Source organism: Cronobacter sp. JZ38 (assembly GCF_008932145.1).
Taxonomy (GTDB): domain Bacteria; phylum Pseudomonadota; class Gammaproteobacteria; order Enterobacterales; family Enterobacteriaceae; genus Cronobacter; species Cronobacter muytjensii.
Map to the genome: position 1 here is coordinate 1,994,514 of NZ_CP017662.1, position 21,882 is coordinate 2,016,395.

General features: G+C 59.5%; 21 protein-coding genes, 2 pseudogenes and 1 riboswitch. Of the genes and pseudogenes, 13 read left to right on the top strand and 10 right to left on the bottom strand.

From position 1 onward, the window contains the following. Nucleotides 1-299: 299 nt before the first annotated feature. The 3 genes and pseudogenes from BJP61_RS09440 to rlmA form a co-directional block, all read left to right on the top strand. Nucleotides 300-441, top strand: a pseudogene (locus tag BJP61_RS09440) (DUF2627 domain-containing protein); the annotation flags it as partial. A gap of 15 nt (nucleotides 442-456) precedes the next feature. Continuing rightward, nucleotides 457-666 carry a transcription antiterminator/RNA stability regulator CspE gene (cspE, locus tag BJP61_RS09445; RefSeq protein ID WP_004386688.1) on the top strand — a complete coding sequence of 70 codons (210 nt, stop codon included), beginning with the start codon at nucleotides 457-459 and terminating at the stop codon, nucleotides 664-666. 153 nt (nucleotides 667-819) lie between these two features. After that, entirely contained in the window at nucleotides 820-1,635 is an 816-nt protein-coding gene (rlmA, locus tag BJP61_RS09450) for a 23S rRNA (guanine(745)-N(1))-methyltransferase (RefSeq protein WP_038862412.1), read from the top strand. On the opposite strand, the gene mntP is transcribed toward rlmA, so the two are convergent. The 5 genes from mntP to manX all read right to left on the bottom strand — a co-directional run bounded on the left by mntP (nucleotide 1,632) and on the right by manX (nucleotide 5,785). After that, nucleotides 1,632-2,198, bottom strand: a complete 567-nt coding sequence (gene mntP / locus BJP61_RS09455) for a manganese efflux pump MntP (RefSeq protein WP_161580161.1) — start codon at nucleotides 2,196-2,198, stop codon at nucleotides 1,632-1,634. The genes rlmA and mntP overlap by 4 nt on opposite strands. Before the next feature lie 78 nt (nucleotides 2,199-2,276). Next, nucleotides 2,277-2,376: riboswitch (yybP-ykoY riboswitch) on the bottom strand. Between the two features lie 197 nt (nucleotides 2,377-2,573). Continuing rightward, complete coding sequence (locus BJP61_RS09460) at nucleotides 2,574-3,032, bottom strand: DUF986 family protein (protein WP_038862414.1); 459 nt, start codon at nucleotides 3,030-3,032, stop codon at nucleotides 2,574-2,576. Between the two features lie 60 nt (nucleotides 3,033-3,092). After that, nucleotides 3,093-3,944 carry a PTS mannose transporter subunit IID gene (locus BJP61_RS09465; RefSeq protein ID WP_038862415.1) on the bottom strand — a complete coding sequence of 284 codons (852 nt, stop codon included), beginning with the start codon at nucleotides 3,942-3,944 and terminating at the stop codon, nucleotides 3,093-3,095. Nucleotides 3,945-3,956: 12 nt separating this feature from the next. After that, nucleotides 3,957-4,757, bottom strand: coding sequence for a PTS mannose/fructose/sorbose transporter subunit IIC (locus tag BJP61_RS09470; protein WP_038862417.1), 801 nt, complete (start codon nucleotides 4,755-4,757; stop codon nucleotides 3,957-3,959). 65 nt (nucleotides 4,758-4,822) lie between these two features. After that, complete coding sequence (gene manX / locus BJP61_RS09475) at nucleotides 4,823-5,785, bottom strand: PTS mannose transporter subunit IIAB (protein WP_038862418.1); 963 nt, start codon at nucleotides 5,783-5,785, stop codon at nucleotides 4,823-4,825. A gap of 462 nt (nucleotides 5,786-6,247) precedes the next feature. On the opposite strand from manX, the gene yoaE reads away from it, so the two are divergent. Continuing rightward, entirely contained in the window at nucleotides 6,248-7,807 is a 1,560-nt protein-coding gene (gene yoaE, locus BJP61_RS09480; protein ID WP_038862420.1) for a CNNM family cation transport protein YoaE, read from the top strand. A 3-nt stretch (nucleotides 7,808-7,810) separates the two neighbouring features. Here the strand turns inward: yoaE and BJP61_RS09485 are convergent, their stop codons facing one another. From BJP61_RS09485 to pabB, 4 genes are all read right to left on the bottom strand, one after another. Continuing rightward, nucleotides 7,811-9,409, bottom strand: coding sequence for an EAL domain-containing protein (locus BJP61_RS09485; RefSeq protein WP_171998193.1), 1,599 nt, complete (start codon nucleotides 9,407-9,409; stop codon nucleotides 7,811-7,813). A 132-nt stretch (nucleotides 9,410-9,541) separates the two neighbouring features. After that, the gene (sdaA, locus tag BJP61_RS09490) at nucleotides 9,542-10,906 is read right to left on the bottom strand and encodes an L-serine ammonia-lyase (protein ID WP_038862422.1); all 1,365 of its coding nucleotides are present in this window, start codon (nucleotides 10,904-10,906) and stop codon (nucleotides 9,542-9,544) included. Between the two features lie 171 nt (nucleotides 10,907-11,077). Next, nucleotides 11,078-11,656, bottom strand: coding sequence for a CoA pyrophosphatase (locus BJP61_RS09495; protein ID WP_161580166.1), 579 nt, complete (start codon nucleotides 11,654-11,656; stop codon nucleotides 11,078-11,080). A gap of 2 nt (nucleotides 11,657-11,658) precedes the next feature. After that, on the bottom strand, nucleotides 11,659-13,023 hold the full coding sequence (gene pabB / locus BJP61_RS09500; protein ID WP_171998194.1) for an aminodeoxychorismate synthase component 1: 1,365 nt from the start codon (nucleotides 13,021-13,023) through the stop codon (nucleotides 11,659-11,661). Nucleotides 13,024-13,115: 92 nt separating this feature from the next. Between pabB and BJP61_RS09505 the strand changes: the two genes are divergently transcribed. The 9 genes and pseudogenes from BJP61_RS09505 to BJP61_RS09545 all read left to right on the top strand — a co-directional run bounded on the left by BJP61_RS09505 (nucleotide 13,116) and on the right by BJP61_RS09545 (nucleotide 21,436). Next, on the top strand, nucleotides 13,116-13,298 hold the full coding sequence (locus BJP61_RS09505) for a YoaH family protein (RefSeq protein ID WP_007668632.1): 183 nt from the start codon (nucleotides 13,116-13,118) through the stop codon (nucleotides 13,296-13,298). Between the two features lie 141 nt (nucleotides 13,299-13,439). Beyond that, nucleotides 13,440-14,447, top strand: coding sequence for a 3-oxoacyl-[acyl-carrier-protein] synthase III C-terminal domain-containing protein (locus BJP61_RS09510; RefSeq protein ID WP_161580167.1), 1,008 nt, complete (start codon nucleotides 13,440-13,442; stop codon nucleotides 14,445-14,447). Then, nucleotides 14,444-15,447, top strand: a pseudogene (locus BJP61_RS09515) (NAD(P)-dependent oxidoreductase). Before BJP61_RS09510 ends, BJP61_RS09515 begins: the two are co-directional and overlap by 4 nt. Then, the gene (locus BJP61_RS09520; RefSeq protein ID WP_038862429.1) at nucleotides 15,448-16,254 is read left to right on the top strand and encodes an MBL fold metallo-hydrolase; all 807 of its coding nucleotides are present in this window, start codon (nucleotides 15,448-15,450) and stop codon (nucleotides 16,252-16,254) included. Then, nucleotides 16,251-17,537: a F390 synthetase-related protein gene (locus tag BJP61_RS09525; protein WP_171998195.1), complete on the top strand. Its 1,287-nt coding sequence runs from the start codon at nucleotides 16,251-16,253 to the stop codon at nucleotides 17,535-17,537. The genes BJP61_RS09520 and BJP61_RS09525 overlap by 4 nt, the downstream gene beginning before the upstream one ends. Further along, nucleotides 17,534-18,151, top strand: a complete 618-nt coding sequence (locus BJP61_RS09530; protein ID WP_171998196.1) for a phosphatase PAP2 family protein — start codon at nucleotides 17,534-17,536, stop codon at nucleotides 18,149-18,151. Before BJP61_RS09525 ends, BJP61_RS09530 begins: the two co-directional genes overlap by 4 nt. Then, entirely contained in the window at nucleotides 18,144-19,262 is a 1,119-nt protein-coding gene (locus BJP61_RS09535; RefSeq protein ID WP_171998197.1) for a sterol desaturase family protein, read from the top strand. The genes BJP61_RS09530 and BJP61_RS09535 overlap by 8 nt, the downstream gene beginning before the upstream one ends. Further along, on the top strand, nucleotides 19,255-20,346 hold the full coding sequence (locus BJP61_RS09540) for an acyl-CoA desaturase (RefSeq protein ID WP_171998198.1): 1,092 nt from the start codon (nucleotides 19,255-19,257) through the stop codon (nucleotides 20,344-20,346). Before BJP61_RS09535 ends, BJP61_RS09540 begins: the two co-directional genes overlap by 8 nt. Beyond that, on the top strand, nucleotides 20,336-21,436 hold the full coding sequence (locus BJP61_RS09545; RefSeq protein WP_171998199.1) for an acyl-CoA desaturase: 1,101 nt from the start codon (nucleotides 20,336-20,338) through the stop codon (nucleotides 21,434-21,436). The genes BJP61_RS09540 and BJP61_RS09545 overlap by 11 nt, the downstream gene beginning before the upstream one ends. 17 nt (nucleotides 21,437-21,453) lie before the next feature. On the opposite strand, the gene BJP61_RS09550 is transcribed toward BJP61_RS09545, so the two are convergent. Then, on the bottom strand, nucleotides 21,454-21,798 hold the full coding sequence (locus tag BJP61_RS09550; RefSeq protein WP_161580175.1) for a RidA family protein: 345 nt from the start codon (nucleotides 21,796-21,798) through the stop codon (nucleotides 21,454-21,456). Between the last annotated feature and the right edge of the window lie 84 nt (nucleotides 21,799-21,882).

The following is a 21,882-nucleotide window of genomic DNA, read 5'->3' on the forward strand; positions in this document are numbered from 1 at the left end:
TAAGCTTTTGCAGAAATAATAACAAAGCAGAAAAAGCGATAAACATAATCTCGTGTCGCCTGGACGAAGTGAAACTATTGGGCTACGTTTAAAGTGTGCATTCTGGCAACATGCCGGCGTCGGGCGGCAGAACCTCGCTTTGCGGGGCCATGTGCGCCCCTTCTGTGCTTTATTGTCAGGCACATAGCGATCTGTTAAGGAATCTGTGCGGCAGATCGTGCAGCGTATAAAAATGGCTTGCCATTGGTTACGTTGTATGTGATAACAAGTTTTGGGTTAAACGAGGTACAGTTCTGTTTATGTGTGGCATTTTCAGTAAAGAAGTCCTGAGTAAACACGTTGTCGTTGAATACCGCTTCTCTGCCGAACCTTATTTTAGTGCCTCAAGCAGTAATGTCTCTGTTTTATCTAAGTCAGCGCCTGCGGGCGAACAAAACAATTGAAGGAATTTGCGAAATGGCAAAGATTAAAGGTCAAGTTAAGTGGTTCAACGAATCTAAAGGTTTTGGTTTCATTACTCCGGCTGACGGCAGCAAAGATGTGTTCGTACACTTCTCTGCTATTCAGGGTAATGGCTTCAAAACTCTGGCTGAAGGCCAGAACGTTGAGTTCGAGATTCAGGACGGCCAGAAAGGTCCGGCAGCTGTTAACGTAGTTGCTATCTAATCGCACTTAAACTGACCCGGTGCCTTGTTTCACCGGCCAGCTATTCTAAAGCCCCGCCCTCTGGCGGGGCTTTTTCATGCATAATGCGCCTCAGCGTTTCCCCATCTGCCGAATCACGTTAAACTCCGCGCTTTGCGCTGTTTCGGAGTCACCATGTCTTATCTCTGCCCCCTTTGCCATTTGCCGCTTCTGGCGCAAGCAAAAAGCTTTCGCTGCGCCAGCCATCACCAGTTCGATATCGCGAAGGAAGGGTATGTCAATCTGCTGCCGGTGCAGCACAAGCGCTCGCGCGATCCGGGCGACAGCAGCGAAATGATGCAGGCGCGCCGCGCCTTTCTTGACGCCGGACATTATGCGCCGCTGCGCGACCGCGCCGCGCAGATGCTGGCGGCGCATCTGCCGGATGATGGCGCGACGCTGCTCGATATCGGCTGTGGGGAAGGGTATTACACCCGCGCTTTTGCGGCGCTGACGACGGCCCGAGCCGGACAAAGCTGGGGGCTTGATGTCTCGCGCAGCGCCATCCGCGCTGCCGCGAAGCGTTACGCTGACATCGCGTTTTGTGTGGCATCAAGCCACCGTCTGCCGTTCCCCGACGCGTTTTTTGACGCGGTCGTGCGTATTTACGCCCCCTGTAAAGCGCAGGAGCTGGCGCGCGTGGTGAAACCCGGCGCGGTGGTTATGACCGTGACGCCGGGGCCGCGGCATTTAGTTCAGCTCAAAGGGCTTATCTATGATGAGGTGCGGCTGCATGCGCCGAATAAGGAGTCCCTGCCGGGCTTTACGTTGGCAGACGAGCAGACGTTGAGTTATGAAATGCGTCTGAATGGCGAAGAGGCGACGACGCTGCTGCAGATGACGCCGTTTGCCTGGCGTGCGCGCTCTGACGTCTGGCAGACGCTGCGCGAACAGACGTCATTCGCCTGTGAAACTGATTTTTGTCTGCGGTTGTGGCGACGCGACGCTTAGCCCGCGAAATGGCTCCAGAGGATCTGACAGCCGATGCCAATCAGCACCACGCCACCCAGAATTTCCGCCCGTTTGCCGAGCAGCGGGCCGATAAAGCGGCCTATCATCATGCCGAGCGTAGACATTATCAGCGTGGCGCAACCGATGGCGAGCGCGGTTTTTATGATATCAACCTGAAGAAAAGCGAGACCGACGCCGACCGCCATCGCATCAAGGCTGGTGGCGAACGCGGTAGTGACCAGCAGTAAAAAACTGTGGCGGCGGGTTTTTTCCGGCTCATCATCGCCGCCGCCGCGCATGCCTTCGAGGATCATTCGACCGCCCAGGAACACCAGCAGCACGAAGGCAATCCAGTGATTCCAGGTCAGTACAAATTGCGTGGCCAGCAGGCCCAGCAGCCAGCCCAGGAGCGGGGTGATGGCTTCGATAACCCCAAAGATCAGACCCGTGCGCAGGGCGTCGGAGAATTTCGGTTTGTGCAGCGTGGCGCCTTTGCCGATAGACGCCGCGAACGCGTCCATTGACATGCCGAAAGCGAGAAGCAGGGTTGCGGAAAGATTCATACACAGGTCCTGACCGGGATCTCCATATACACGCCGACCGCCCCCAGTAAACAGCAGCAGCGTGCAATGGTCTCGCCTGACTGAAAGGGCTTCAGTCCGTACGCGCCACGTTTTGCAACGAGTATGTTGACGCGTACATTTCCTGACCGGAAATTGGCTACTCCCCAATGACGGGCGCAACCATACCATATTCAGGACGGCAAAGACAATAATCGCGTAATACCCTTCAGGTTATAAATGAGAATTGTTTTCGCTTAATAGCAGGACATGTAAGGCATGTTAAAAAATACGGAAAGGAAACACCGGGAAATATAGCACTGGCTATAGGGATGGTTATTTTTTACGCATGAAAATAGCCTGTGCTATATTTTTAAGTCATTGATTATTAATCATAAAATGATAAATCTTTTCAAGATCGTCGATATTTTTCACCCGAATAAGCAAACGGCGCTGGGCTAATTGAATGACCAGTACGCCATCTTCAGATAAATTCATTGTCTTAATGTGGTTATATTTCACCCAGCCACCGCCAAAGAAAAAGCCTTCGCGCTTAAAGCGTATTTGCGGCTCGCGGATCCAGAAAAGATAAATTGCCACCAGCCCCAGCGCGCACAAAAGCCAGGTGGTGAGCGGGGCGCCGTGGGTCGTGACGTTCTGCCAGATAAGAATGGCGACGAGGCCGGTAAAGATCAGGCTGTCGGCGCGCCCGCGTCGTAGCAGCGCTACCCGCAGCAGCGTTTTCCCGTGACGCCGTTCAAGCCCCCACTGGTCGTAAATGGCCCAGCCCAGCAGCGCGATAATAAAAGCGACCAGAATCCCGTCAGTCAGCGTCATGCCATCTCCCTTAAATAAAAAAACCGGGAGCCATCGGCCCCCGGCGAGCACTCGATATCACTACTGGCCGAGCAGGCCGACCGCGTAACCCGCGATACCAATCACAAAGAACCCGACGATAATCCACAGCGGATTCACTTTTTTGCGCAGCAGCCACATACAGGCGAACGTCAGCAGCAGCGGCACCAGGCCCGGCATCAACTGGTCCAGAATGGTTTGCACAGTGGTGACTTTTTGCGCGCCGTTCTGGTCAGTAATGCGCGACACCACTAGCGGGATATTTACGTGCGTCCACTTGTTAACCAGCGCCCCCATGACAAACAGGCCGAGAATAGACGCCCCCTCGGTCAGTTTTTGCAGGAAGCCGCCGCCCATATCTTTGACAATATCGACGCCTTTACGGTAGCCATATGCCACGCCGTAGTAGCGGGTGGCGAGGCGCACCAGGTTAAACAGCACAAAGAACAGCAGCGGGCCGAGCAGGCTGCCGCTCATCGCGATGCCTGCACCGAGCGCCGCGAACACCGGACGCACCGTTCCCCAGAATATCGGATCGCCGACGCCCGCGAGCGGCCCCATAAGGCCTACTTTGATCCCGTTAATCGCGCCATCGTCAATGGCCGCGCCGTTCGCCCGCTGTTCTTCCATCGCCAGCGTCACGCCGAGCACCGGTGCCGCGACATACGGATGCGTGTTGAAAAACTCCAGATGGCGCTTAATGGCCTGACGACGCGCCTCGTTATTCTCAGGATACAGGCGACGAATCGCCGGGATCATTGAGAAGCAGAAGCCGAGCGCCTGCATACGTTCAAAGTTCCACGATCCCTGGAAGAGGTTAGAGCGGATAAACACGCCGCGCACGTCGCCCGGGGTCAGTTTTTTCTCACCAGTTGTTTTAGTCATATCAACCATGTCGCTCACCTGTTAATCCAGTTCGTTATCAAGATCGTTTGCGCCTGCGGTCTGCGCGGGTGCCGCTGCGGAGCGGTTATATTTCGGGCTCAGCTGGATATAGAGCACCGCCATAACGGCGCCGATGACGCCCAGCGCCACGAGGTTGAAATCGGTGAAGGCGGCAGTGACGAAGCCGAGATAGAAGAACGGCATCAGATAGCCCGCGCGCATCATGTTAATAACCATCGCGTAACCTACCACCACGATCATGCCGCCTGCGATGTTCAGACCGCCGGTCACTACTTCCGGGATGGCGCTCAGCATCTGCTGCACTTCGCTGGTACCGACAGAAATCGCCACAATCACCGCCGGGATAGCAATACGCATCGCCTGCAAGAACAGGGACGAGACGTGGATCCAGGACAGCGCGGTGAGGTTGCCGTTTTCGGCTGCTTTATCCGCCGCATGCTGGAAGCCGACGGTAATCGTACGCACAATGATAGTCAGTACCTGGCCTGCCGCAGCCAGCGGAATGGCCAGCGCGATACCGGCGCCAATGCTCTGATGGCCCGCGATAACCAGAATGGTGGAAATGATCGACGCAAGCGCGGCGTCAGGCGCCACGGCGGCACCGATATTCATCCAGCCGAGCGCTATCATCTCCAGCGTACCGCCGATGATAATGCCGGTTTTCATGTCGCCCAGCACGGCCCCGACCAGCGTACAGGCCACCAGCGGCCGGTGAAACTGAAATTCATCAAGCACCGATTCCATACCGGCGATACAGGCGACGATGAACACCAGCACAATCTGAAGAGTGGTAATCTCCATTGTACTTCTCCTGTGTTATCAAACTGACGTGTAGAAACTGAGTAAGCGTTAACCCTGCAAAGCCGTTAATGCGCCACTTTGCTGATTAAATCCATCATTTTGAGTCGGGGATCGTTAGAGACTTTACGCACTTCCAGCTCGATGCCGCGTGCGTTGAGTTTCTTAAAGGCCTCGATATCTTTTTCATCGACGGAGACCGCGTTATTGACCTGCGTTTTGCCCTGGCGATAGGCCATCCCGCCGATATTCACGGAGGTGATCCTGACGCCGCCTTCCACGAGACGCTCGACGTCCGTTGGGTTGGTGAACAGCAGCATCACGCGCTCGCCTGCGTATTTCGGGTTGTTATAGACGCGGATCATTTTGGCCACATCCACCACGTGCGCGGTGACGCCTGGCGGGGCGACCTGAGTAAGCAGCGTTTTACGCACGTTGTCAGCGGCGACTTCATCGCTCACCACAATAATGCGCGTCACGTTGGTCTCTTTGGTCCAGCGGGTGGCGACCTGACCGTGGATCAGACGGTCATCGATACGGGCGAGGCCGATGACCATATAGTCGTTCGGGCCCATCGGTTTTGCCGGCGTTGCCGCTTTTGGGGCGGGCGCCGCGGGTGCGGCTTTTTCTGCGGGTTTCGCTTTCAGCGCTTTGACGCCTTCGCGGCCGGTTTCGACGGCGAGCGCCACCAGTTCATCGAAAGATGGGTCGTCGTCGCGCGCCATTAACGTTTCAACAAGCATCGGGATATTCACCCCAGCGACAACCTCATGATTGGGTTTATCCACCACAATCCGACTCGCCGCGTTAAACGGGCTGCCACCCCAGGTGTCAACCAGAAAGACGACGCCTTTGCTGGTATCCAGTTTTTCGAGCTGTGCGTGATATTTTTCGATCAAGGTTTCCGCATTTTCGCCGGGCACGAAATCGATCCAGCCAACGTTTTCCTGCTCGCCCAACAGCATTTCCGCTGTTTTCAGCAGTTGTTCAGCCGCCCAGCCATGCGTGCCTATGACAATAGCAATGGTCACTTGCTACCTCCGTGGTTATCGTCAATGCCCTAACAGGCACCGCTAACAGTGATTCGCTTATCGAATCGATTCAGATAAGGATTTGTAAGCATTCAGAACCTAAGCACGAATTATTTTAGAACGCGAAAAAATAATGTTTGTGATGAAGCTCTGTAATTTCGCTATCAAAACAAGGCATTCGGCGTCTGTGGAAAATATGCGCGCCTTTTGTGTCACGTCGATTGCAAATTCTGGTAAATCTTTGCCAAACGCTATTACCCTTTGTTAAGGTAGATTTCCGATTAATTCACAGGAGTAGCGGGCAGCAGCCCACCGTATGGACCGTCACCGACGTCTTTTCTTTTCCAGGCTTTCATCAGCCGTCATGTCACAAGGCTTTCGCCTTAATTCACTGATAAAACATATCAAAGCGCCCGACACTGTCGGGGTGCCGTTTAGTCATTCCTTGCGCAGGAGCCTGTTATGGAATTCTTAATGGACCCCTCAATCTGGGCGGGCTTGTTAACGCTGGTCGTGCTTGAGATTGTTCTTGGCATCGACAACTTGGTGTTTATCGCTATTCTCGCGGATAAACTGCCGCCGAAGCAGCGCGATAAAGCGCGTTTGATTGGTTTATCCCTGGCGCTGGTGATGCGCTTAGGTTTGCTTTCGCTTATCTCGTGGATGGTGACACTCACCCGTCCGCTATTCAGCGTCTGGGACCTGAGCTTCTCTGGCCGTGATCTGATTATGCTTTTAGGTGGCCTGTTCCTGTTGTTTAAGGCCACAACGGAGCTGCATGAACGTCTGGAAAACCGCCAGCACAACGACAGCCACGGCAAAGGCTACGCCAGCTTCTGGGTCGTGGTATTGCAGATCGTGGTGCTCGACGCCGTCTTCTCGCTGGACGCTGTGATCACCGCCGTTGGCATGGTGAACCATCTGCCGGTGATGATGGCCGCGGTGGTCATTGCGATGGGCGTGATGCTGCTTGCCTCGAAGCCGCTGACTAACTTCGTCAACGCGCACCCGACGGTCGTGGTGCTCTGTCTGAGCTTCCTGCTGATGATAGGTCTGAGCCTGGTGGCGGAAGGCTTCGGTTTCCATATTCCGAAGGGCTACCTCTACGCGGCGATCGGTTTCTCCATCATCATCGAGTTCTTTAACCAGGTGGCGCGCCGCAACTTCCTCAAGCACCAGTCTAATCTGCCGCTGCGCGCGCGTACGGCGGAAGCTATCCTGCGCCTGATGGGCAACCGTCGTCGCCCGGCGCCGGTAAGTGAGACGGAACACCATGCCGTGGTGCCGGTGCATGACGAAGCGTTTGCGGAGGAAGAGCGCTATATGATTAACGGCGTGCTGACGCTGGCCTCCCGTTCGTTGCGCAGCATCATGACGCCGCGCGGCGAAATCAGTTGGGTGGACGCTAACCGCAGCGTTGATGAAATCCGCGAGCAGTTGTTATCGTCGCCGCACAGCCTGTTCCCGGTATGTCGCGGCGAGCTGGATGAAATTATCGGCGTGGTGCGTGCTAAAGAGCTGCTGGTGGCGCTGGAAGAGGGCGTCGACGTGGCGGCCATCGCCTCGGCGACGCCGGTTATCGTGGTGCCGGAAACGCTGGACCCGATCAACCTGCTGGGCGTGCTGCGCCGCGCGCGAGGCAGCTTCGTTATCGTCAACAATGAGTTTGGCGTGGTACAGGGGCTGGTAACGCCGCTGGATGTGCTGGAGGCTATCGCGGGCGAATTCCCGGACGCCGACGAAACGCCGGAAATCATTCACGACGGCGACGGCTGGCTCGTAAAAGGCTCCACCGACCTTCACGCGCTGCAACAGACGCTGGATCTGTCCTCGTTAGTCAATGATGAAGAGGATATCGCGACGGTCGCAGGCCTCGTTATCGCCATTAACGGGCAAATCCCGCGCGTGGGCGACGAACTGGCTGTGCCGCCGCTGCGCATTACCATCGTGGAGGCAAACGACTACCGCATCGATCTGGTGCGTGTGGTGAAAGACGCGCCGCTGCACGACGAAGAAGAGTAACCGTCAGACCAACGGCGCCGGAAGACGCCGGCGCCAGAACGGCGTGCCCGGATGGGCGCGCCGTTGTTCCAGCCACTGCGGCAGTTCCCGTATCGGCATTGGATGGGCGAATAAATACCCCTGCAACACCGGCACGCCGAGGCGGCACAAATAGGCGGCCTGCTCTTCGGTCTCCACGCCTTCCGCCACCAGTTCAATCTTCAGCCTTCTCGCCATCGCGATAATAATGTCCGTCACGGTGGAGTTCACCGCGTCGGTGCCGATGGCCGCCGTAAAGCGTTTGTCCATTTTCAGTACGTCGGGACTCAGCGTTTCCAGATAGGAAAGCGAACTCTGGCCAGTGCCGAAATCGTCAATCGCGAGCTTCACGCCGAGCTGGCGCAGATCGTGCGCCACGCGATAATCCACCTCCGGCAGCGCATCGCGCTCGGTCAGCTCCAGAAACAGCGGCTGTATCGGGTCAGACGGATACCAGTAACGTTTCAGATCTTCAATAATCACGCCCTGATGAAAATGGCTGGCGGCGATATTCACCCCAATATGAAAATCAGCGGAGGCCGGGAAATAGTGGCGCTGTTCGGCGGTTTTAATCAGCACGTAGCGTGTCAGCGCGTTAATCAGCTTAAGCTGCTCGGCAAGGGGGATAAACACATCCGGCGCAATCGGCCCCAGGCGCGGATTATTCCAGCGCAGCAGCAGCTCCGCGCCCATACATTCGCCGGTTTTTCCGCTCACCAGCGGCTGGCAGTACACCTCAAACTCATTGTTGGCTATACCAAGATTAATTTCCCAGGAAAAACTCATGCGCCGGGCGGTCGCAAGCCAGGCGATATAGCCAATCAGCAAGCTTAACAGCACCGCCAGCGGCAGCTGGTTCGGCAGATTTTTTAGCGCCAGCGCGCCAGGCGACGGGCCAAACAGCGTTACCGAGAACGGGTAACGGCTGGAGGATTTCTCATAGCGCGTCAGGTCATCGCCGGTAGGCAATGTCTCCACGAGGCCGCGCCCATATTCCAGCTGCGTGCCCGCCACGTCAAAGAGCACATGCTCAATCACCGGCGGGTCAGGGTTGAGCAGCAGGCTTGCGATAAACTCGATATTTACCGACTGCAACACGCCCGATTTGCCGTTATCAATAGCGGGCGTCCAGACAATCAGCACCGGGCTGCCTTTAATTAACGAGCTGTCGCGCGACAGCCGCATCAGCGGCGTGGCGGCGGGCAGATGGGGCTGCAACTCATGTATCGGCACGTTACGCGCGCCGAAAATGCTGGAACAATACAGCGTGCCATCATCGACCAGCGCAATGGTCCGCACCGTCTGCAGGCTCGCGGCCATTTCGCGCAGCTGGCGATGCACCTGCTGGCACGGCATACCCACCAGCGGCAACAGCGCGGTGCGCGCGGCGTCCAGCGGTACCAGCAGCTCATCCAGGGTTTTCACCGCATGGTCGGCGTAGCGCGTAGTGTCGTGCTGATACTGTTTGCGGTCGGAGAAATAGCGTATTCCCAGCGTCAGAATTAACGCCAGCAGGGAGAGGGCGACACAGAGGATCAACCGCCGACGGCGGTAAGCCCGAATAATACGCTGCGCTTTTTGCATAGGCTTAATCTCTCAGGCTCAGCTGAGTAATAAAAGGCTGAATGTTAAGAGTGTAGTGGGGGTTGACGCGACGGGAGGAATAAAAGACGGGCGGGGATAAAAAAAGCGCCGCGAGCGCGGCGCTGTGAGGCGTTAGTCACACTGTACTTTGATGGCCAGCCCGCCGCGTGAGGTCTCACGGTATTTGGCGTTCATATCCTTGCCGGTTTCGTACATGGTTTCGATAACTTTATCGAGCGAGACGCGCGGCTCGCTGGTGCGGCGCATCGCCATACGCGAGGCGTTGATCGCCTTCACGGAGGCAATCGCGTTACGCTCGATGCACGGCACCTGCACCTGGCCTGCGACCGGGTCACAGGTCAGCCCCAGGTTATGCTCCATGCCGATTTCCGCCGCCACGCACACCTGTTCCGGGCTCGCGCCCAGCAGTTCGGCAAGCCCTGCCGCCGCCATCGAACAGGCGACGCCCACCTCGCCCTGGCAGCCCACTTCGGCGCCGGAGATAGAGGCGTTCATCTTATACAGCGTGCCGATAGCGCCTGCCGCCAGGAAGTAGCGGATGTAAATATCGGGGCTCACCGATTCGATGAAGTGATCGTAGTAGGCCAGCACCGCGGGCACAATGCCACAGGCGCCGTTGGTCGGCGCGGTCACCACGCGACCGCCGGCGGCGTTCTCTTCGTTCACGGCAAGCGCGAACATATTCACCCAGTCCACCACATTCATCGGATCGCTGGAGAGCTTATCGCTCGCCACCAGCAAGCGGCGCAGCGCGGAGGCACGACGCGGCACACGCAGCGGGCCCGGAAGCACGCCTTCCGTATTCATGCCGCGATCGATACAGGCGCGCATGGTCTGCCAGACATCCGCGAAATAGTCTTCGATTTCTTTTTTGCTGTGCAGCGCCAGCTCGTTTTTCATGACCAGCCCGGAGAGCGACAGGCCGGTCTCTTTGCAGTGCGCCAGCAGATCTTTTGCAGAGTGGAACGGATACGGCACACTCACTTCATTGCTGGCGGCTTTGCCGAAATTCTCTTCGTCGACGATAAAACCGCCGCCGATGGAATAATAGGTTTTGCTGTAGACTTCTTTGTCGCCGCTGTAGGCGTGGATGGTCATGCCGTTCTCATGCAGCGGCAGGTTGTCGCTTTGAAACCGCATGCCGTTGTCTTTCGGGAAATCCACTTCGTGGCTACCCTGAGCGAGCAGCAGACGACCGCGAGTTTCCACGTCCCGGATAAACGCCGGTATGGCATCGATATCCACTGTGGCGGGTTCATTGCCTGCCAGGCCCATAATAATGGCGATATCCGTATGGTGGCCTTTGCCGGTCAATGAGAGCGAGCCATAAACGTCCACCGCGAGGCGCGTGACGTCCTGCAATAATCCTTTTTCGACCAGGTCATCGACGAACTGCTTCCCGGCCTTCATCGGCCCTACGGTATGGGAAGAGGAGGGACCAATGCCCACCTTAAACATGTCGAATATACTAATCACGTGGTAACTCCTGACAGAGTCATCTGCCTTGCAGATGACGGTGTGAAAACAGCGCATAGTGTAAGAGGTTATTGTGCTGCGCAGTTAACTATTCACATGAATTATACTAATGGATACGGCAAGGCCGCCTAATAAAGTGCTGCAGATCGCACTTTTCACCCTTAATAATAGTCAGGGCTTATGGCCGATTTGTAGCGCCAGCTCACGAATAATGCTTGCGGTCATTCCCCAGACAAAATAGTGCTCATACCAGGAGAGCCAGACGCGATGGCTGTTGCCGCGCCGGTGAATGTCCAGCGGGTGGTAGCGCCCGAGCCGCAGCGCCTCGGCGAGCGGCATTTCGAACACCGCCGCCACTTCCTCTTCGCTGGCGTGATACGGCAGATCCGGCGGGATAATGCCGACTACCGGCGTCACCTGAAAACCGGTCACGCTGTCTACCGGCGGCAGAACGCCTATCACCTCAACCGATTCGGGCGGGATCGCCACTTCTTCTTGCGCCTCGCGCAGCGCCGCGGCAATCAGCGACGCGTCGGTGTCATCCACCGCGCCGCCGGGGAACGCCACCTGACCGGCGTGTTTACGCAGCGTCGCGGCGCGCTGCGTTAGCAGCAGGCCCGGTTCCGGGCGGCGCACCACGGGCACCAGCACTGCCGCCTGGCGCTGATTCAGGCTGTGTCGGGTCATCTGCGGGCGCAGTAGCTGAAAACGCGATAAAAACCGGTCGAGCGTGAGCGGACTGTTCTCCATATCTACCTCTCTAATGCGTGCAGGATACGGTTAACTTTATCAAAAGTTTCCTGATATTCCGCCGCTTCCTCGCTGTCCGCCACGATGCCGCCGCCCGCTGAGCAATACAGCGCGCCGCCTTCAGCGGTCAGCGTGCGGATAGTAATGCTGGTGTCCATTGCGCCGCAAAAGCTGAGATAGCCGATGCTGCCGCACCAGGCGTTACGCCGCTGCGGCTCCAGCTCTTCGATAATTTCCATCGCCCGCACCTTCGGCGCGCCGGTTATCGAGCCGCCGGGAAAACTGGCGCGCAGCAAATCAGTTGCATGAAGCTGCGGCGGCAGCGTCGCGGTAATCGTGCTGACCAGATGATGCACCGCCGGGAACGGCTCGACCACGAACAGCTCCGGCACTTTCACGCTGCCGGGCGTCGCCACGCGGCCAATATCGTTACGCAGGAGATCGACAATCATCAGGTTTTCAGCGCGATCTTTCGGCGACTGCGCCAGTCGGGCGGCCTGGCGCGCGTCTTCCTGCGGATCCTTCAGACGCGGCAGCGTGCCTTTGATGGGCCGCGTCTCAATATGACCGTCGTGCAGGCGGATAAACCGCTCCGGCGACAGGCTTAAAATTGCCTGTTCCGGCAGGCGTAAAAAGGCGCTGAACGGGGCGCGGTTGGCGGCGTTGAGCGTTAAAAACGCCTGCCATTCATCGCCTTCATACCCGGCGCAAAAACGCTGCGCCAGGTTCACCTGGTAGCAATCGCCGCTGCGAAGAAAAGCCTGCACCTGGCGAAACTTCTCGCCATATTGCTCGCGCGTCATGTTAGAACGCCAGGGCGTGGTTAAGCGAAATGGCGGGGTTTTCACCGGCTGCTGCGCCTCAAGCCAGGCGAGACGCGCCCGGGCGTCGCCATAGCACAGCAGGGTGAGCTGCTTACGTTTGTGATCGGCAATCAGCGCCCAGTCATAAATGCCGACCGCCATATCCGGCGCGTTCAGTTCGGCCGCCGCCTGCGCAGGCAGTCGCTCAAAGCGCCGCCCCAGATCGTAGCCGAAAAGCCCCAGCGCGCCGCCCTGAAACGGGAAGTCCGCGTCCGGCGCAGGAGCGAACGCAAATCGCGCCAGCGCTGCCTGCAACAGGCGCAGCGGATCGTCCTCGCTGTACTGGCAACCGTTGGGGTCTTGCGTCATAGTGAGCGCCCCGCGCGTGGTCAGCGTGACGCGCGGCTCGGCCACCAGAATGTCAAAGCGATTATGCGGATGATCGGCAAACCCCGAGTGCAGCAGCATCGCCCAGGGGAAATGATGCAGCGCGGAGAAAATATCTTGCAGCGCGTCGGCGCGCCAGGGCAGGGAGATCAGTTCAGGAGTCAGGTTCGTATTCATCAGGACGACAGATAACAGGTGCGCGGGCGGCGTCTGGCGCTGGCTCGCGCGGCATGAAATAATTGAACTCAGCAATGTAACAGGAGTCAGCGATGTTTGCAGGTTTACCTTCTCTCACCCATGAACAGCAGCAGCAAGCCGTCGAGCGTATTCAGGAGCTGATGTCACAGGGCATGAGCAGCGGCGAGGCCATCGCACAGGTGGCGCAGGAAATTCGCGCTACCCATCAGGGCGATCGCATCGTCGCGCGTTTTGAAGACGACGAAGACGAGTAAGCGCACGCTACCTGGAAAAGGTAGCGATATTTTTTTGTCCCTTCTGACGTGGTATGGTTCGCGCCACTGACAATAACGCCAGACACCATTTCAGATAACGTCCCCGCCTGTCGGGGACGTTTAGCTCAGGGACAGCGCCTCATGGTATTCACATCCCACGCCCCGATAGCCTCACGGCTGAACATCATAGCGACCGGCAAGGCGCTTCCTGAACAGATAATCACATCAGACGAACTCGACCGCCGCCTCGGCAAGCCCGCCGGCTATGTCGAACGCCGCTCGGGCATTCTGCGACGCCACCACGCCACCCACGATGCCAGCCAGGCGGCGCTCGCCGCCGCCGCGCTCCACGATGCCTGCCGCCGTCACGCGATCGATCCGGCCTCCATCGATCTGCTGATCTCCGCCTCGGCCATCGCTGTTCAGGCGCTGCCCTGTTCGGCGGTGCACGTCATGAAAGCGGCGGGATTACCGGCGGGCACGGCGGGGTTCGACGTCAACAGCAGTTGCGTGAGTTTTATCACCGCAATGCAGGTGGCTTCAGCGCTGCTGACGAGCGGTAGCTATCGCCGCATCGCCATTGTGGCCGCGGATATCGCCTCGCGTGGCATCGACTGGCAGCATGAGGAGTCGTCATTAATATTCGGTGACGGGGCCGCCTGCGCCATCGTCGAGGCAGGGAACGGGCGTGCCGGAATTCTCGCGATGAAATCCGAAACCTACCCGCAGGGCAGTGAACTGTGCGAGATCCGCGCCGGCGGGACGCGCAAAAACCCCCGCGCCGGGATGGACGAGAGCGATTTTCTGTTCCATATGCAGGGTAAAGCGCTGTTCCGCCAGGCCTCGGCGCTGATAGACGGCTTCTGGCAGCGGCTGCTCGATGCCGCCGGCCTGACGCTGAATGATATCGCCACCGTGGTGCCGCATCAGGCGAGTCATCTTTCGCTGGAGCATATGCGCAAGCGCCTGAAGGTGAGGCCGGAGGCGCTGGTGGATATTTACCGGCTGCACGGCAACCAGGTCGCCGCGTCGGTGCCTACCGCGCTGCACGAGGCGTTTATCACCGGTCGCGTGAATCCGGGCGAGCCGGTCATGCTGGTTGGCACTGCCGCAGGCTTAACGCTGGCCGGTATGGTGCTGCTGCCATGAAATATCTGGTGACGGGCGCGACCAGCGGATTGGGGCGCAACGCGGTCGAGGCGCTGCTGGCGCAGGGGTGCGCGGTACGTGCGACCGGACGTGACGCTAACGCGGGCGCCGAACTGGCCGCGCTGGGCGCGGAGTTTGTGCCGCTGGAGCTCGCGCAGGCGGACGACGCGCGGTTTGACGCGCTGGTGCGCGGCTGCGACGTAGTATGGCACTGCGCGGCGAAATCCTCGCCGTGGGGCAGCGCGCAGGCGTTTCACGTCGTCAACGTCGCCGCCACCGGGCGACTGGCCCTGGCCGCCGCGCGCGCAGGCGTCACGCGCTTTATTCATATCTCGACGCCCGCTATCTATTTCGATTTCCGTCATCATCACAATGTGGATGAACACTACCGGGCGGCCCGTTTCGCCTGCCACTACGCGCGCAGTAAATATGCCGCCGAACAGGCGATTACGGCAGCCGCGCTGCGTTTCCCGCACGTCACCTTTGTGATTTTACGCCCGCGCGGGCTGTTCGGCCCGCATGATCGGGTGATTATTCCGCGCCTGCTGCGCCAGCTGGAGGCGGATCGCGGCGTGCTGCGCCTGCCGCGCGGGGCGAGGCGCTGCTGGATCTCACCTGGGTCGGCAACGTGGTGCACGCGATGCGACTTGCCACACACCAGCCAGGGCTGACGTCCGGCGAGGCGTTTAACATCACCAATCAACAGCCGCAGCGGCTGGTGACGATGCTTGACAGTCTGCTGCGAGAACAGCTCCGGCTTCAGTACCGGGTAGCGTCGGTGCCCTGGCCGCTGCTTTCTCTCGTGGCGCAGGGGATGGAGCTGCGCGGACGCGTCACCGGCGTTGAACCGCGGCTGACGCGCTACAGCGCAGGCACCGTCAGTTTTGATATGACGCTCAATCAGGACAAGGCGATAACCCGTCTCGGCTATCGTCCGCCGGTATCGCTCGAGGACGGCGTGCGCCTCACCGGCGCATGGCTGCGCGCAAGGAGAGGCTGAATGGCCACTATCACCACGTATGAAACGGGCTACTGTACCCATTTAGGCTGTATCGCGCTAAAAGGCGCGGGGTTGCGGGTCTGCAAATTCCCGGCCCGCGCGAGCCTTATCGAAGCGGGCGGCAAACGCTGGCTGTGGGATACCGGCTATGCCTCGTGGTTTGACGACCACACCCGCCGCGGGATCTATCAGATTTATCGGCGCGTCACGCCGGTCTATTTCTCGCCGGAGCAGTCGCTGGTGCGCCAGCTCGCCGCTGTCGGGTATCGCCCGGGCGATATCGACGCGCTGATCCTTTCGCACTTTCACGCCGATCATATCGCCGGCCTGCGCGATTTCGCGGATTGCCGGTTTATCTGCTCCGGCGAGGGCTGGGCGCAGACCCGCACGCTGCGCGGGTTTGCCGCGCTGCGCCAGGCGTTCGTGCCGGGGCTGATCCCTGAGCATTTCGAGAGCGCCGTCGCCTTTATCGAGGGCTTTGAGCGCGTGGCGTTGCCCGCCGCGCTCGCGCCGTTTGAGTCTGGTTATTTATTGCCGCAAAGCAATGGCGAGATCATGCTGGTGCCGTTGCCGGGCCATGCAGCCGGGCATATCGGCGCGTTTGTGCTGACCGACGACGGCTGGGTGCTGCTGGCTGCCGACGCGGCCTGGTCGCCGGTCAGCTACCGCGAACAGCGCGGCCCCTCGCGGCTTGCGAATCTGGTCATTGCCGACCCGGCGGCGGCCTCGCGCACGCTCGATTTACTGCATCAGCTCTGGCGCGGCGGCAACGCGGAGATCCGCCTCGCGCATGAGGGCGACCTGTGAATAAGCTCGCCATGCTCTGGCACTATTTCCGCGTGCGGCGCATGCGGTTTCGCAGCCGCGAGGCGCTGGCGCGTCACCAGACGCGACAGCTGCGGCGTTTTGCCACGCGCGTCCTGGCGAAAAGCCCGTGGTTTCGGCGCTACCGTATGCTGCCGTTCAGCGAATGGCCGACCATGGATAAAGCGCTGATGATGGCCCATTTCGATGAGATGAACACCGCCGGGCTTAAGGCAGACGCAGTAATGGCGTGCGCGCTGCAAAGCGAGAACGACAGAAATTTTGCCCCAACGGTGGGCCGCTACAGCGTGGGGCTGTCGAGCGGTACGTCGGGACGGCGTGGTCTTTTTGCCGTCGGCCCCGAAGAGCAGGCGCTGTGGGCCGGGGCGATGCTCGCGAAAATGCTGCCCGATGGCCTGTTCGCCGGCGAGCGGGTGGCGCTCTTTTTACGCGCTGACAATAACCTCTATCAGAGCGTCAACAGCCGCTGGCTGAGCCTCACGTTTTACGATCTCTTTGTCCCCTTCGACACGTTGCTGGCTCGCCTTGAGGCCGAGGCGCCGTCGATTATCGTCGCGCCTGCGCAGGTGCTGCGCGCCCTGGCGCTGGCGGTACGGGCAGGCGAGCTGAACGTGACGCCCAAAAAAGTGATTTCGGTCGCCGAAGTGCTCGATCCGCAAGACCGTGCGCTGCTGGCGCAGGTATTCCCTTCGGTCGGCGAGGTCTATCAGGCGACGGAAGGATTCCTCGCCGCCACCTGCGCGCACGGTGTGCTGCACCTGAACGAAGCGTTTCTCGTGGTGGAAAAAGCGTGGCTCGACGACCACCGTTTCGTGCCGGTGATCACCGACTTCACCCGCACTACGCAGCCCATCGTGCGCTACCGGCTGGACGATATCCTGGTGGCGCGCGACGCGCCGTGCCCCTGCGGCGATCCGTCGCTGGCGCTGGCCCGCATTGAAGGGCGTCAGGACGATCAACTGCTGCTGCCGGACGGGCAGGGCGGCCAGCGTGTTATCTTCGGCGATCTCTGCAACCGGGCGCTGGCGCGCGTGCTGCCCCTGACGGCGGATTTCCGGCTTATCCAGCACGGCGAGGCGCACCTCACGCTTATGGCAGAGGCGGACGAGGCGCAGCGGGCAGCGGCACAGTCAGCCCTGATCGCACTGTTTGAACAGCAGGGCGTGGCGTGCGAGCTTCTGCGCTGGACGCATCGCGCGAGCCTGCCGCCCGCTACGCCAGGCGCGAAACGGCGGCGCATTCTGCGCGTCAGGGAGACGAGATGAACGAGACTTGCTGTCGCCTGAAGGCGCTGTTGTTGGGCTGGGGGAGCGTCGGTGTGGTCTACGCCGCGACCGACGTGTTACAGCGTGCCGGGTATAAGCTGCCGCCGATGTGGGTCGATACGCTGATGGATTTCTCGCCGTCCGCCATCTGGCTCTATCTGTCGTTTTTTATCCTCATCCCGCTGGGCTACTTCCTGACGCCGCTGTCGCAGGTGAAGTGCCTGATGCGCGCCACTCAGCTGGCCGCGCTGTTCGCTGGCGCTATTTATCTCGCCTGGCCGAGCACGATGGATTATCCGACGGTCAGCGGCGAGGGCGTGAGCGTCGATATGCTGCGCCTGCTGCTGGCGGTGGATTCGCCGCAAAACTGTTTTCCGTCGCTGCACATGGCGTTGACCCTGCTGATGGTCTGGGGCATCAGCCAGCGTGGGCAGTGGCACTATACGCTCGGCACGATGATATGGGGCGCGGCCATTGCGGTCTCCATTTTGCAGCTGCGTCGGCATCTCTTTATCGATCTTCTCGGGGGAACGGCGCTTGCCCTGCTGGCGGGCGTGCTGGCCGTGAAAATAACGACCCGTCGGGTTACGCAGAAGGCGTTGCGCCATGAATGAATTAACGCTGCCCATCGTGGTGATGCTGGCGCTGGTTTTCGGCGAGGCGCTGCTGGTGAAATGGCGCGGCAAAGAGACCGTCAACTGGCGCGATGTAGTGTTTAACGTCAACTCCGGGCAGATGATGCTGTGGCTGTTTCGCGGCCTCGAAGTGCTCTGTTATGGCCTGGTGTCGCGTACCGCGAGCCTGGATTTGTTTGCGGATCTCCCTGCGGCGGCAGTGTGGGCGTTCGCCTTTATCGCCTGGGATTTCGGTTTTTACTGGCTACACCGTCTGCATCATCAGTGGCCGCTGCTGTGGGCGGTACACAGCGTTCATCACCACGGCGAGCACTATAACCTGTCGCTTGGCGTGCGAAATTCATGGTACTCGTCGCTCACTTCGATACCGTTTTTCCTGCTGCTGGCGGTCGCGGGCGTGCCGCTGACGGTATTTCTGGCGGTCTCCATTATCCATTACAGCATCCAGTTTTTTAACCATAACGCGTTTACCGGACGGCTCGGTATTCTGGAGCGGCTTTTTGTGACGCCGTCACATCATCGGATACACCATCTGCGCGAGCGCCGTTTTGCCAACAGCAATTACGGCGGCACATTGATCCTGTGGGATAAGCTGTTTGGCTCCTTCACACGTCAGCCGCCTGCGCGCGACGAGCATCACTACGGCGTAAAAGGCTACACCGCCTCCGCGAACCCGCTGCGCGAGAGCAACGCGCCATTTGCCCGCCTGCTCGGCCTGCGACTGACGCCGCCCGACGTCAGGCCCGGCCCCGCGCCGCAGATTATCGTCAGCGGCACGCTGCTGCTGTTTATCCCGGTTATCGGTTATATCCAGCGTTACGGGTATGGCTACGAGGATATCGGCAGGGAACAGGTGGCGCTGTTTGTGCTGCTGGTGGCCGCGTCGGTGGCGCTTGGGCTGCTCTGCGACGGACGTCGCGGGAGCCGCGTTGGCTGGGCGACGGTCACGTGCCTGATGCCGCTGCTGTGTCTGTACGGCTTTGGCTGGCAGGCCATTATCTGGCAGATAAGCCTGCCGGCGCTGGCGCTCCACGGCCTGCTGGTGCTGCTGATGGGCGGTGTGAAAACGAGGGCGCTGCGTCATGGCTAAGACATTGCCTCCACTGCGTTTCAGCGAGGCGCAGGAAAGCGCGTTTCATCAGGCGCTACAACGGCAGGCGTATCGTTACCTCAAAGATCGCGGAGATCATCGCTTCGCCAACCGTCGGGCGATTGTCAAAGCGGCGCTGATCCTGCTGGCGGCCATCGTCAGTTACAGCCTGGCGCTGCGCGCCTCGCAGCCGCTGGCTTTTATGGCGGGCTACGCGGCGTTTGCCGTGCTGATGATGTGGCTGAATATCGACGTCAACCACGACGCCTCGCACCACACGTTTGCCCGCCGCCGCGTGCTGAATGCCGTTATCAGCCGGGCGGTGACGCTCTCCACGGGCATTGAACCGGTCTACTGGCGCGTACGTCACGTCAGTTTTCACCACCGCTACGCCAATATCGAACGCTACGATCTGGATACCGAAGAAAACGGGATTTTCCGCCAGACGCCGTTTCAGCGCTGGCGCGGCTGGATGCGTTGGCAGCATGTTTACTGGCCGCTGGTGGCGGCGTTATCCCTGAGCTGGATAGGCGTTGTGTTTGACTGGGCCGACAGGCTTGGGCGCACGCCGCTGCGCGCAGAGCGCCTGCTGCCTGGCGCAGCGGGCTGGGCGGCGTTTATTTTCAGCAAGCTCGGCCACCTGGCGCTGATGCTCGGCCTGCCGGTGCTGATGGGGCATCACGTCTGGCTGGTGCTCGGCATCTATCTGCTGGTGCAGATGTGTACGTCGCTGATGGTGGTGTTTTTGCTGCTGGGCACGCACTGGGCCGATGCAGCGTTTTATGAGGCGCCGGAAGGCGAGCAACAGGTGGTGGCGCACGGCTGGTATCACCATAATTTCACCACTGCTTGTGACTGGCGCACGCCCCGGCGCTGGCAGGAGATGTTTACCGGCGGATTAAATTATCATCTGACGCACCATCTGTTCCCCGGCTGGCACCATCGTCATTACCCGGCGCTCGCACGAATTATCGGCGAGCTGGCGGCGGAGCACGGGCTGCCGTATCGCTGTATCAGCTATGGCGAGCTGCGGGCCGCCCAGCGGGTGTTTTTGCGCCAGATGGGACGTGCGCATGTCGCATAACTCGCCGCCGCGCGCGGAAGGCCGCGACCGGGCGCTGCATAAGGCGTTTCGCACCGCCTGCCAGCGCTACCTGGCGGCGCGGCGCGATCACCGGTTCGCCGACAGGGGAATGTGGTTAAAGCTCGCGTTTCTCACGCTGGGTTGTGCGCTGTGCTATCTGTTGTGCCTCTCCCGGTCGGGCCTTAGCGGTTACGCGCTCTGCTATTTCGGGTTTATCTTTTTCGCCATGATGCTGGTGGTGAATGTGCTGCACGACGCCAGCCATAACGCGTTTTGCCGCACTGCGGCGGCGAACGCCTGGCTTGGCCGCGTTATCAGCCTGCCGCTGGGCCTTGATGCTGATAGCTGGCAGGTGCGGCACGTACAGTTTCATCACCCGTACACCAATATTCAGGGCTACGACCCGGATATCGACGAGAATGGCGTGCTCTGCCAGACGCCGTTTCAGCGCTGGAAACCTGTCATGCGCTTTCAGCATCTTTACTGGCCGCTGGTGGCGGCGCTGACATTCCCGTGGTACGCCTGGTGGATGGACTGGCGCGACCGGCTTGGCAACACGCCTTTCACATGTCATTTGCCCCGGCAGGGCGCGGGTGGCGCGGGGCTGTTTCTGCTGCTGAAAGGCGCGCATTTTCTGCTGGCGCTGGGCGTGCCGGCGCTGTGCATGGCTGGTCAGATCCCGTTCATCACCCTGTTGTGCGTTTACCTGGCAAGCCAGATGCTGGTCTCAGCGCTGTTTGTCTCGCTGCTTATCGGCACTCACTGGGCGAAAGGCCACTTTTACCCGACGCCGGAAAAAAACGCGGTGTCGCAAAGTCCCTATCATCACGCGTTCGCCACAACATTTGACTGGGGCGCAAAGCCGCGGCTGCTGGGCTACTGGCTCGGCGGGCTGAATCTGCACCTGACGCATCATCTGTTTCCCGACTGGAGCCACCGTCATTTTTCGGCGTTGAGCGCTATCATCGGCGACGTAGCGCGCGAACACGGGCTGACGTATCAGATCTTGTCGGTGCGTGATCTGCTGCGGTTGCAGCGGCGGCATTTAAAGCGGATGGGCGTGAAACCGGAGAAAAACCGCCGCCGGTAACGGGCGGCGGCAGGGCATTACACTGCGGCGATAATTTTGATTTCGACTTTATAACGCGGGTTCATCAGACGCGCCTGCACCGTGCAGCGCACCGGCGCGGAGCCTGCCACAACCCATTCATCCCACGCTTTGTTCATCAGCGCGAAATCATCGCCATCGGCAAGGAAAATCGTGGCGTCGAGAATACGCGATTTGTCGCTGCCCTGGGCGGTTAACAGTCTGTCGATTTGCGCGAGCGTATTGGCGGTTTGCTCATAAGCGTCGCCGTCCAGATTTTCCGGTACGCCGGTGTAGTAAATCGTCTGGTTGTGGATCACCGCGTCAGACCAACGGTCTGCGGGATCGATACGCTTGATTGTCATCGCTGTTCCTTTTCCTGTTGTATTCAGCCGCCTGCAAGCCTGCCATATTGTGCGCCGCGCGTCATCTCTTCGGCTGGCTAAAGT